The 11,617-nt window shown below is 56.8% G+C and carries 12 protein-coding genes; 7 read left to right on the plus strand and 5 right to left on the minus strand.

Annotation, left to right across the window (positions count from 1 at the left end; genetic code table 11):
* Positions 1-19: 19 nt before the first annotated feature.
* Positions 20-1,891, minus strand: coding sequence for a glutamine--fructose-6-phosphate transaminase (isomerizing) (gene glmS, locus EDF61_RS06985; RefSeq protein ID WP_133833635.1), 1,872 nt, complete (start codon positions 1,889-1,891; stop codon positions 20-22).
* A gap of 166 nt (positions 1,892-2,057) precedes the next feature.
* Here glmS and coaA point away from each other — a divergent pair, with 166 nt between their 5' ends.
* From coaA to tsaD, 7 genes are all read left to right on the plus strand, one after another.
* A complete protein-coding gene (gene coaA / locus EDF61_RS06990; RefSeq protein WP_105657688.1) occupies positions 2,058-3,017 on the plus strand; it encodes a type I pantothenate kinase in 960 nt (319 codons plus the stop codon).
* A gap of 110 nt (positions 3,018-3,127) precedes the next feature.
* Positions 3,128-3,526 (plus strand): large conductance mechanosensitive channel protein MscL, encoded by a 399-nt coding sequence (gene mscL / locus EDF61_RS06995; RefSeq protein WP_105657635.1) that lies wholly within the window; start codon positions 3,128-3,130, stop codon positions 3,524-3,526.
* 145 nt (positions 3,527-3,671) lie between these two features.
* On the plus strand, positions 3,672-4,871 hold the full coding sequence (alr, locus tag EDF61_RS07000; protein WP_133833636.1) for an alanine racemase: 1,200 nt from the start codon (positions 3,672-3,674) through the stop codon (positions 4,869-4,871).
* Positions 4,864-5,442, plus strand: a complete 579-nt coding sequence (gene tsaE, locus EDF61_RS07005; RefSeq protein ID WP_133833637.1) for a tRNA (adenosine(37)-N6)-threonylcarbamoyltransferase complex ATPase subunit type 1 TsaE — start codon at positions 4,864-4,866, stop codon at positions 5,440-5,442. The genes alr and tsaE overlap by 8 nt, the downstream gene beginning before the upstream one ends.
* A complete protein-coding gene (gene tsaB / locus EDF61_RS07010) occupies positions 5,435-6,112 on the plus strand; it encodes a tRNA (adenosine(37)-N6)-threonylcarbamoyltransferase complex dimerization subunit type 1 TsaB (RefSeq protein WP_133833638.1) in 678 nt (225 codons plus the stop codon). Before tsaE ends, tsaB begins: the two co-directional genes overlap by 8 nt.
* On the plus strand, positions 6,109-6,600 hold the full coding sequence (rimI, locus tag EDF61_RS07015; RefSeq protein WP_133833639.1) for a ribosomal protein S18-alanine N-acetyltransferase: 492 nt from the start codon (positions 6,109-6,111) through the stop codon (positions 6,598-6,600). Before tsaB ends, rimI begins: the two co-directional genes overlap by 4 nt.
* Positions 6,597-7,676, plus strand: coding sequence for a tRNA (adenosine(37)-N6)-threonylcarbamoyltransferase complex transferase subunit TsaD (tsaD, locus tag EDF61_RS07020; RefSeq protein ID WP_133833640.1), 1,080 nt, complete (start codon positions 6,597-6,599; stop codon positions 7,674-7,676). The genes rimI and tsaD overlap by 4 nt, the downstream gene beginning before the upstream one ends.
* A gap of 397 nt (positions 7,677-8,073) precedes the next feature.
* On the opposite strand, the gene EDF61_RS07025 is transcribed toward tsaD, so the two are convergent.
* The 4 genes from EDF61_RS07025 to EDF61_RS07040 all read right to left on the minus strand — a co-directional run bounded on the left by EDF61_RS07025 (position 8,074) and on the right by EDF61_RS07040 (position 11,607).
* Entirely contained in the window at positions 8,074-8,268 is a 195-nt protein-coding gene (locus EDF61_RS07025; protein WP_133833641.1) for a hypothetical protein, read from the minus strand.
* Between the two features lie 28 nt (positions 8,269-8,296).
* Positions 8,297-8,701 carry a hypothetical protein gene (locus EDF61_RS07030; protein ID WP_133833642.1) on the minus strand — a complete coding sequence of 135 codons (405 nt, stop codon included), beginning with the start codon at positions 8,699-8,701 and terminating at the stop codon, positions 8,297-8,299.
* Between the two features lie 200 nt (positions 8,702-8,901).
* A complete protein-coding gene (locus EDF61_RS07035) occupies positions 8,902-10,074 on the minus strand; it encodes a metallophosphoesterase family protein (protein WP_133833643.1) in 1,173 nt (390 codons plus the stop codon).
* Positions 10,075-10,308: 234 nt separating this feature from the next.
* Entirely contained in the window at positions 10,309-11,607 is a 1,299-nt protein-coding gene (locus tag EDF61_RS07040; protein ID WP_133833644.1) for an MFS transporter, read from the minus strand.
* Positions 11,608-11,617 lie beyond the last annotated feature (10 nt).

Raw genomic sequence — 11,617 nt, forward strand, 5'->3', positions numbered from 1 at the left:
AATTCTGGTGCTCGGTGGATTACTCCACGGTCACCGACTTGGCCAAGTTGCGTGGCTGGTCGACATCGAAGCCCTTGGCGGATGCCAGTTCGCAAGCGAAGATTTGCAGTGGCACGGTGGCCAGCAGAGGCATCAGCAGGGTTGGGGTTTCTGGCACGTAGAAGACCCACTCGGAGAAGTCCTTGACCGCAGCATCGCCATCTTCGGCAATAACCAGGGTCTTAGCGCCACGGGCGCGCACTTCCTGGATATTGGAGACAACCTTGGAGTGCAGCGAGTCGCGACCACGAGGGGAAGGAACTACGACGAACACTGGCTGGCCATCGTCGATCAGGGCGATAGGGCCGTGCTTCAGCTCGCCAGCGGCGAAGCCTTCAGCATGGATGTAGGCGATTTCCTTGAGCTTCAAGGCGCCTTCCATTGCTACCGGGTAGCCTACGTGGCGGCCCAGGAACAGCACGGAGTTGGCATCTGACATGTTGCGTGCCAGATCCTTGATCTCTTCCGCGCGGTCCAGGACGTCCTGGATCTTGGAAGGGATCTTGCCCAGGTCGGCAAGGATGTCCTTGATCTGGCCCTGGAACAGGTTGCCGCGCAGCTGCGCCAGGTACAGGCCCAGCAGGTAGGTTGCGGTGATCTGTGCCAGGAATGCCTTGGTGGAAGCCACAGCAATTTCCGGACCAGCGTGGGTGTACAGCACCGCATCCGATTCGCGTGGGATGGTCGATCCGTTGGTGTTGCAGATCGACATGGTCTTGGCGCCCTGCTCCTTGGCGTAACGCACAGCCATCAAGGTGTCCATGGTTTCGCCGGACTGGGAGATCGAAACGATCAGGGTCTTTTCGTCCACGATTGGCTCGCGGTAGCGGAACTCGTGGGAGAGCTCAACTTCTACCGGGATACGGCACCAGGACTCGATAGCGTACTTGGCCACGGAGCCGGCATATGCCGAGGTGCCGCAAGCAAGAACAACAATCTTGGAGATTTCGGCCAGTTCCTCTGGAGCGATACGCAGTTCGTCCAGGGTCAGTCGGCCATCAGCGTCCGAGCGGCCCAGCAGGGTGTCGGCAACAGCTGCAGGCTGGTCGAAGATTTCCTTCTCCATGAAGGATGGGAAGCCGCCCTTTTCAGCGCTGGCTGCATCCCAGTCAACGGTGAATTCATTGCCTTCGGCCGGGTTGCCGTCGAAGTCGGTGATGGAATGGTTATCCGGGGTGATGGTTACGATCTGGTCCTGGCCCAGCTCTACGGCACGACGGGTGAAGTCGATGAAGCCGGAGACATCCGAACCCAGGAAGTTTTCGCCATCGCCCAGACCGAGAACCAGAGGGGAGTTGCGGCGAGCCGCAACGACAACACCTGGGTGGTCCTGGTGAACTGCCAAGAGGGTGAAAGCACCTTCGAGCTGCTGAACAGCAAGCTGCATGGCGCGGGTCAAATCGCCTTCGGCCTCGGAGCTGTAGAGCTTACCCAGCAGAGCTGCGGCAACCTCGGTATCGGTATCCGAGAGGAATTCAACGCCCTCGGCTGCCAAGCCGGCCTTGATGCCGGCGAAGTTTTCAATAATTCCGTTGTGGATCATGGCAAGCTTGCCACCATCGGCCAGGTGTGGGTGAGCGTTCTGATCGCTCGGACCACCGTGGGTTGCCCAACGGGTATGCCCAATGCCGGTCATCGACTTAGGCAATGGGGACTCGGCAATTTCATTTTCCAGATTGACCAGCTTGCCGGCCTTCTTACGAGAATGAATGGCGCCATCGGCAACAACAGCGACACCAGCCGAGTCGTAGCCGCGGTATTCCAACCGACGCAAACCTTCAATTAGAACGTCGAGGGCGCCATGATCGGCGACCTGGCTCGAGGTTCCTGCATATCCAACAATTCCGCACATGGGAAAATCCTACCGGTTCAATGCCTATCGATGGGAATAATCGTGTCGGAGCACTCAAAATTACCTATGTCTTAGATCACCAGTCGGCTGTTTTTTGACTAATCCAATTGCCTTGTTGATGTTGTTAATTGGGATGTGGAGCATATTCTTGGCAGAATTTACCCTCGTGGAACCACACGGAACACTTGAAACGCCTATCTCGCCTTTCGTTGAACTGGAGCGCGAGACATGGGCGCGCCTGTCCAATCAAATGGAACAGCCGCTGAATTATTCGGACATTGAGCGGCTACGCGGCCTCGGCGACCAGCTGGACTTGCAAGAGGTCCGGGACGTCTACCTGCCACTGAGCCGCCTGCTGTCGCTTTATGTCGAGGGTGCCGGCGCGACGCATCAGGCAACCACTACCTTCTTGGGCGAGCAGACCAGCCGCACGCCTTTTGTCATCGGCGTCGCCGGCTCGGTTGCCGTGGGAAAGTCCACAACTGCTCGTGTACTGCAGGAAATGCTGCGCCGCTGGCCGCATACGCCTGATGTCCAGCTCATAACCACTGATGGCTTCTTGTACCCGAATGCCGAGCTTGAGCGCCGCGGGATCATGCACCGCAAAGGGTTCCCCGAATCCTATGACCGGCGGGCGCTGCTGCGCTTTGTCTCGGCGGTAAAGTCTGGTGCCCCAGAAGTAAGTGCTCCGGTCTACTCGCACCTGACCTACGACATCATCCCGGGGGAGCGCAACGTAATCCGCTCACCGCAGGTATTGATTGTCGAGGGACTGAACGTATTGCAGCCTGCTCGAACCCGTTCCGATGGGACCGTGGGCCTGGCCCTGAGCGACTTCTTCGACTTCTCCGTCTACGTGGATGCGCGTACCGCGGATATCGAAGAGTGGTACATCAAGCGGTTCATGCGTCTGCGCTCCGGTGCCTTCTCCGACCCTGCCAGCTATTTCCACCGCTATGCCCAGCTCACTGATGTCGAGGCACGGGAAACTGCTCACGGTATCTGGAAGCGCATTAACGAGCCGAACCTCAGGGAAAACGTCTTGCCTACGCGTGGGCGGGCGCAATTAGTACTGCGCAAGGCGGCGGATCACTCGGTGCGCAGGATGCTATTGAGGAAAATCTAGGCTTCTTCAGCTGATATTTAAGCAAACGATTTCTGTGAGTTTGCCGAACTATTGCAGATCGGAGCCCAAATTCGTAGTCGTGCTGTGATTTTCCTGTGTATGCTCTAACCATGCTAAAAGGTTTCCGCGATTTTATTATGAAGGGCAACGTTGTCGATCTGGCCGTTGCTGTTGTTATCGGCGCTGCCTTCGGCGCCGTAGTCACCGCCTTGGTCGATAATGTGCTGATGCCATTGATCGCCGCCCTGGTTGGATCTCCAAACTTCGACAGCTTCTTGTTGCTAACCATTGACGGCGTTGACATCAAGTTCGGTGTCTTCCTGACTGCACTGGTCAACTTCCTGTTGATTGCTGCAGCTGTCTACTTCGCGCTGGTTCTGCCAATGACCAAGCTCAACGAGCGACTGGCTGCACGCCGCGCTGCCGGTGCAGAAGAGCCAGAGGAAGAAGTAGATCCACAGCTGGAGCTGCTCGCCCAGATCCGCGACGAGCTGAAGACTCTGCGCTAAGCCCTGACAAATATCCGTCTCCAAGGGGCGGACCCAAGCAACACAGTTGCTTGGGTCCGCCCCTTCCGACTTTAACTCGCGCTATGTGCCGAACTGCGCACGGGTGGACAAGGCAAGCGGAACCGAAAAGTGCGAAGATGATTAGGTGAACTCTGAAGCGCTTGAAGAAAGCAACCTGACAAACAGCACCAGCGGTGCACAGGCTATCGGATTTGAACGTCGTGCAGTCATTGACTTGTCGGCCATCCGCAACAACGTCAAGCAGATTTCTGATGTTGTAGCCCCAGCTGCAGTTATGGCCGTCGTCAAAGCAGACGCCTACGGCCATGGAGCTATCCCCGTAGCCAAGGCCGCCTTGGAGGGCGGCGCCCGCTGGATCGGGTGCGCCCATGCCACGGAAGCTCTCGCCCTGCGTGAAGCGGGCATCGATGCTCCCATGATGGCCTGGCTGCACACCGAGGACACCCCATTCGAGGCCGCCATTGATGCCGGTCTTGATCTGGGAGTCTCAGGCTGGGAGCTGGAATACGTTGCCGCCGCAGCACGTGCCGTGCAGACACCGGCACGTATCCACATCAAGGTGGACACAGGACTTGGCCGCAATGGCTCCACTATGGATGCCCTGCCTGATCTGTTGAACCGCGCCAGCGACTTCCAAGAAGAAGGACTGCTGCGCGTAGTTGGCATCTTCTCCCACCTCGCGGTCGCAGATGAGCCAGAGCGGCCCGAAACGGACGAGCAGCTGGAAATCTTCAACAAGGCCATAGAACTGGTAGAAGCAGCCGGCTTCGATCTTGAAGTGCGCCATATCGCCAATACGCCGGGTATCCTTTCGCGACCTGATTCGCACCACGACATGGTGCGCTTGGGGTTGGGCCTGTATGGCCTGAGCCCCTTTGAAACCGACTCGCCAGAAAGTTTCGGCCTGCGTCCAGCCATGACAGTGAAGACCCGCGTGGCTAACGTCAAGAAGGTCCATCCGGGGCAGGGCGTGTCCTACGGCCTGAATTACAAGACTGAAGCGGAGACCTACCTCGGGCTGATCCCCATGGGCTATGCAGACGGTTTGCCGCGCATCGCAACAGGTGCGCCGGTAACAGTTAACGGACGCACCTACCCGGTACGCGGACGCATCGCCATGGACCAGTGCGTCATTGATCTGGGCGCGGACATCAAGCCTGAGGACTTCCTCGGCGCCGAGGCGATTATCTTCGGTAAAGGCGGGCAGTCGGTGAACACTTGGGCCTATGCGGCGAACACCATCAACTACGAAGTGGTAACCCGCATTTCTCCGCGCGTGCCCCGCTACTACATCGAAGGCAGCTGGGGTGAAGCCGGTGAGTAACCCGGTGCGGGAATTCTCCTGCCAACTAGATGACCTCACTGTTACCGAAGCGCTGGGGGAAGCTCTTGGTACCCAGCTCAAAGCCGGAGACTTGGTGATTCTTACAGGGGCCTTGGGCGCTGGTAAGACGACTCTGACTCAGTCGCTGGGCGTGGGACTGAATGTACGCGAGGGAATCATCTCGCCTACATTCGTTTTGGCCCGCCAGCACCCGGCGCTAGGCGATGGCCCCGGACTGATCCACGTGGATGCCTACCGCTTGAAGGGCCACGACGACGTGGACACCCTGGATCTCGAATCAACGCTGGCTGATTCAGTCACCGTTGTGGAGTGGGGGCTGGGCAAGGTGGAACATCTCACGGACTCGCGTCTGGAAATCCAGCTGGACCGCGAAGCCCTGGCCGCACCGAGTGCCAACCCGTGGGAAGAATCGGAGGAAGAGCTGGACGAGCCGCGGTTGTTCAGCCTGAAGGGGATCGGCCCGCGCTGGGACGAGGACACCTTTGCCCAGTTGAAAGACACTTTGCTGTCTGCAGTAACTGCGCAGCACACGGAAGAGAAGCATGCCTAACTACTTAGCTATCGACACCTCCGCCAACGCATCGGTGGCACTGGTTGACAAAGCCACCTGTTCAGTTGTCGACCAGCGGGTTTCATCCAAGGGGAACGACCAGACCGAAACCCTGTCGGCATACGTCAAGGAACTCTTGGACGCTCATGGACAGAAAGGCCAAGACCTCGCCGGCATTATTGTCGGCGTAGGCCCAGGCCCATTCACTGGCCTGCGCGTGGGACTGGTTGCCGCACGAACCTTCGGCTTCGTATGGCAAATCCCCGTGTACGGTGTGATGTCATTGCACGCGCTCGCCGAACAGGCGCTTGACTCAAGTCAGGTTCCGGCTGAATTCGTTGTGGCTTCCGATGCACGTCGCAAGGAAGTGTACTGGGCTCGATATGACCAAGACGGCACCATGGTGGATGGCCCGCACGTTTCCGCAGCTTCAGCGCTTCCGGCATTGCCGGTCTACGGCGTTGGTGCCGGGATCTACGCTGAACAACTTGAAGAGGCAGGCTCCCAGCCAATGCCTGAGTCCTTTGAATGGATTGCAAACGCCGGCCATCTTGCCCGCCGTGGCATGAATGAACTGGCAGCGGGCAAGGATCTTTCTGATACTTCGCCACAGTACCTGCGTGAATCCGACGCGCAGGTTCCGGCATTCATGAAGCAGACCAAATCATGAGTGAAGCAAATCAGATCACTTTGCGCCGCATGGCCGCAGAAGATCTGCCGGCTGTCCACGAGCTGGAACAGCAGCTGTTTCCAGAAGACGCGTGGCCGCTGGCAGGTTTTGAATCCGAGCTAGCTCAGAGTGATACCCGCACCTACTGGGTCTATGCGGACGCTGGTCGAGTTGTCGGCTATGCCGGCCTCTGCGTGGTCTTGCCGATTGCCGATGTGCAAACTATTGCCATGCACCCGGACTACCAAGGGCGAGGCTTGGGACGCAAGCTTTTGGCATTGCTCATCCAGACCGCAGGCGAGAAGAATGCATTGGATGTGATGCTCGAAGTTCGCTTTGATAACCCCGGTGCCATTGGTCTGTATGAATCCATGGGATTCACTACCATTCACCGTCGCAAGGGCTACTACAAGGGCGGGGTAGACGCGCTTATTATGAGACTGCCGCTGGATGTCCAGCAAGGACAAGAGGAAGAACGCAACGCATGAGCAACACAGAACCCGTAGTACTGGGCATCGAGTCTTCCTGCGATGAAACCGGCGTGGGCATCGTGCGCGGCAATAGGCTGCTTGCTAACGCTGTCTCCAGTTCCATGGATGAGCACGTACGCTTTGGAGGAGTGATTCCAGAGATCGCAGCGCGTGCACACCTGGAAGCCTTTGTGCCCACCCTGCAGTCAGCTCTGGACACCGCGGAACTGACTCTTGATGACATTGACGCCATTGCCGTGACCAGCGGTCCAGGCCTGGCCGGTGCTCTGATGGTTGGAGTTTCGGCAGCCAAGGCTCTGGCGTTGGCTACAGGGAAGCCGTTGTACGGGATCAACCACTTGGTTGCTCACGTAGGTGTTGGCGTTCTCGAAGGAACCGTATTGCCGCCAACTTTCGGGGCACTGCTGGTCTCAGGGGGGCACACCGAAATCTTGAAGGTCACTTCGCTGACTAACGACGTGCAGCTGTTGGGCTCCACGATTGATGATGCAGCCGGTGAAGCCTATGACAAGACTGCTCGTTTGCTGGGTCTCGGGTATCCAGGTGGTCCGGCTATCGACAAGGCGGCTAAGGATGGAGACCGAAAGGCATTCCGATTCCCTCGCGGCTTGTCGCTGCCGAAGTTCGTGGGCAGTGCCGAGAATCCTGGCAAGCACCGCAACAACTTCTCGTTCTCAGGACTGAAGACTGCTGTAGCCCGCTGCGTCGAGCACTTCGAGGCCAACGGAGAAGAAATTCCTGTCGCTGATATTGCTGCGTCATTCCAGGAAGCAGTCGTTGACGTGATCACGTCGAAGGCAGTCCGGGCGATGCAGGAACAGGGACTGAAGACTCTGCTTCTGGGCGGGGGAGTGGCGGCGAATACTCGACTGCGTGAACTTCTGGCGGCCCGATGTGCTTCTGCGGGCATAGCCTTGGTGGTTCCTCCGTTTAGCTTGTGCACGGACAACGGCGGAATGGTTGCAGCTCTCGGCGCGCAGCTGGTTGCTGATGGCGTTTCTCCGTCTGGGCTGGAATTCGCAACCGACTCTTCGCAGCCGGTAACGAACATCGTTTTGAATTCTCGAAGCTAGACACCTGGGCAACCTCAGTTTGGGGCCACCACGTACAGGCGGTGGACCCCAAACTAATTTCTAGGGTTGTCCATCCTAATCGGCATTCGTAGTCAAGATCTGTCGGTCCAAGACTAAACAAAACTCCTAACGGGGTCATGAGCCACTGAGTGGAAAAGCGAACAGCAAGACCTCTTGCACCTATGTACGTCTATGTGTCTCAGGGTAATGATTCGTCATAGCATCACGTTGCGAAGGCTTCCTAGCCCGATCTTGCAAACCAGTCGCAAGAAGAAAATGAACTATCTCGTCCGGGGCATCCACCTCTAGCTAGGCATTGATTGCCTTTTGCGTCCTTCTCCCGAGGTGTAGGTGATCTTGTCAATAGTCTCGGGAAGACTTGGCGATGAACTGAAATCTATCGGTCCATTTGCAATCGCTTCACGTTGTAACTGCTCGTGTGGTTCGGCGTGCACATGATCGATTCGACGGCATTGATTTGGTCGTCGTCGCTGATTCCGGTGTCTTCGAATAGCTCGTTGATCTGCTTAATCTGTCCGTCGAAAGTGCGTAGGGTCGTCTCCCGCACAACGCCCGAATCGGCTGCAGTCACCTCTCGATTCCCTTGCCTTGCCCACCCACTAGCTCCAGGTCCTGTGCTTCTTGCACCTCAGGGCATAGTGGGTGAGCGCCGCATCGGAAAGGTCCAAGCTGTTGCCGGTGGCTGTGGTCTGCAGTGCCTTGGCCAGTAGCTTCAGGTAGATCGCGAATTTCTCGATTCGGGTGCTGCCGTAGTCGATGACCTGCGAGAAGAAGTCGTAGGACTTGTTGAAGGCGCCCGCGGTTTTGCGGAATTCGACTGGTTGTTCCGGTTCCAGAGTGTTGTTATCCTGCGTGGCATTCCTGCGGCGGTCGTGGAATACGTCGATGGGAGGTTGCAGGTGTGAGTCCGAGCCCTTGTGGTTGTGTTGGGCTACCCACTTCATGGCGACCTGGTCCACGTCCTTGTCGCTGTAGCTCCCCATCGAGTCCGGTTTCATGATCATGTCGAAGATGATGCCGGGTTGGATTCCTCGTGGATGGAGGCGTCTTCGTAGAAGGTCTGGAACGCTTTACAAATACGCCAGCCATGGTTTCCAGCTGTTCGATAATTTGCCGTTACCAGTTTCGCTGCGGTAAAAAAGTCTGGGCAAGACGAAATCGCTCATTCGTCGGTCGGTTTCGTCTTGCTCAGAACTTGTCTTGGCTATGGAAGCGGCAGTGGCCCTTCGATCGGTTGTCCCTGAGTACCCATGTCGATACCCAGATCCTTGGCGAACACGGTGCGGGTTCCGGCGTAAACGCTGTTCTTGTTCTCGTCGAGTTCGAAGACCCGGGCGCCGCGTAGGTGATGGTTCTCGGTCCCACCGAGGCCGTAGGTGCCGAAACCGGTACCTGGACCGTAGCCGAGCTCGATGCCGTAGTAGTCACCCATGTAGGTGTTGATGTGGTCGTGGCCGCAGTACACGCCCCGGACATCTCCGCGTTCCTGCAGCGCGGCGAACATGCCGGAATTGAATGCGCCGGTGTAGACGCCCTCGTTCTTCACTCCGACGATAGAGTGCTTCTTGATGGCCTTCTCGTGGTCAGCGTCGTTCGAGGTGAACTGGGCGCCGTACCACATGTGGTTGTGCTCCCACAGTGGTATGTGGAAGAACATTAGCGACTGAACCTTGCCGTAGCGGTTTTCGGTGGCTATGGAAGCCTCGCGATACCAAGCGATCTGCTCGGGACGGATCCAGTCGTAGGACATGAGGCCCTCGAAGTCCTGGCCGCCAACAGTCTTTGGAGCGTAGCGGTTCGAATCAAGCAGCCAGATGCCAAAGACAGGTTTGGCGCTCTTCGAGGAAGCGATCAGCAACTGGGAATTCGATTCGCCAACAATCTTGTCATTCTTCGAGTTGGCATTGAACTCATAGCCTCGGATGAAGTTCAGGATCTTTGCCTCGTCCATGCCTGTGCCATTGGGCATTGAATCTTCATCGTGATTGCCGAAGGTAAGTGCCCAAGGGATACCGCGGGACTCCATCGGCTGCACGACGTTGTTGATAGCCTGCTTGACTTCGGTAACTGTTTGAGAGGAGCCATTGATTACATCGCCGTTGATCAGGGCGAAGCCGGGCTTCTCGGCATCCAGAACCTTCTCCATCAGCTCAATGGTGCGACGATCGGTGCGCGGTCCATCCTGGGTGTCATTGAACTGAACGATCTTGAACTTGCCATCTGCCGCGAATTTCAGTTTTGGCCTGGGAGCCGTTCCCGGATTCTCAGCCGGTGCTGGGGATGCAGTGGCGCTGTTGGCGGCGAAGAGTCCGGTGATAGCGGCTGCGGTGCCGGCAACCAATATCCCGCGACGTGGAACAGAAGACGATGTTTTCATGGAGACCTTTCAAAATGATTCTGTGATTCGCCGTGTAATTATCGTGGCGACAATGTTTAGATCGTAGGAATCCAGAGTGACGAAATGATGAAATTAAGTCATCGACAATAGGTGTGCAACATAAATAAACCCAATGCAGAAGTTGCGCATTTTTGACATTCCTTACTCAAACGAGAGCGGGGTGGGATGTCGTCGAATTCGACAACATCCCACCCCGCTTCGCCTAATAGTCAGCTATGAGTTCATGGCAGCTTTTGAATGACGCATGAACGGGTCACCATCTACCTGCTGATCATCTTTTTTGAGAGCGAAGAATCCGTAGATCCCAGCTAATAGCACAACTAGAGAAATCACGATGAAGGTCTGCTGGTAGCCCATACGGTCATGGAGCGCACCGAGGGGAGTGGACAGAATGACGTTGCCAATCTGTGCCGATACTTGGAACCCAACCATGTATAGGGTTGCCGACAGTGCCGGATTGAAGTGCAGCGTGAAGTAACGGAAGATCGGCAAGATGAATAGCGGTGTCTCAATGGCATGCAACATCTTGATTGCCGAGACCAGCACCGGATCGTCAACCAGAGCGCAGCCGATGATGCGGACAAACATGATGGCCACTCCCAGTAGCAATGCTGAACGAATGCCTATCCGGCGCATGACCAGGGGGATGATGCCAAGCATGGCCGCTTCAACGAACACCTGAACTGAGTTCAAGATTCCGTATACCCGCTGTCCGGTCTCGGGTGATTCAAATAGGCCGGTGTAGAACTCGGGGAACATCTGCTGGTCGAAGACGGTGTAGAACGTCCAAGAGAGCATGACGAACAAGATGATCAGCCAGAGACTCGGCAGCCGGAATAGCCTGAACATTTCACGAATTGTCGGTGTAGTTGCGGGGGAAAGAATTTTCCTGCCGGAACCGGCGGCGATCACTGGCTGTCTATTGGTACGGCCCAGCACCAGCAGCAGGAGATGGGCCAGGCCCAGAACGGACCCGATCCAGAAGTTCAGCATGGGGTTGATAGTGAACAGGAAGCCGGCCGCCAATGCGACCAGAGCGTAGCCAAAGGACCCCCACATGCGGGCCTGCCCGTATTCAAAGTTGAAACGGCGGCTGTAGCGTTCGGTCAAGGCTTCAAATAGCCCAACTCCGGCTAGGAAACCAGTTGACAAGACAATGGCGCCAATGAGCACGCCGGCCATGAACTGGGACTGCAATAGTGGCTGGTAGACCCACGTGCAGAATGGCCCGATCAGGGCGGTCACCGAGGCAAGAATGGTGGCCAGATGCTTTCTGTCGCCAAGCCGATCCTGAATGGCCCCGTAGGCAAACATCAGGATCAGCGTTGCCAGCGAGTTTACCGAGTAGAGCGTGCCGACCTGTGCCCCGGTGAGCCCTAGACCTGCTGATTCGCTGGTGAGCCAGATCTGGAAGAAGGACCACCAGATGCCCCACGATGCGAAGAACAGGAGCATCGAGAAGGAACTCTGGAGGTAAATAGGATTCTTGTAAGTAGTCGTAATGCCAGCCATCTTTGTCCTG

Origin of the sequence: Arthrobacter sp. JUb115, assembly GCF_004365035.1 — a bacterium.
GTDB lineage: Bacteria > Actinomycetota > Actinomycetes > Actinomycetales > Micrococcaceae > Glutamicibacter.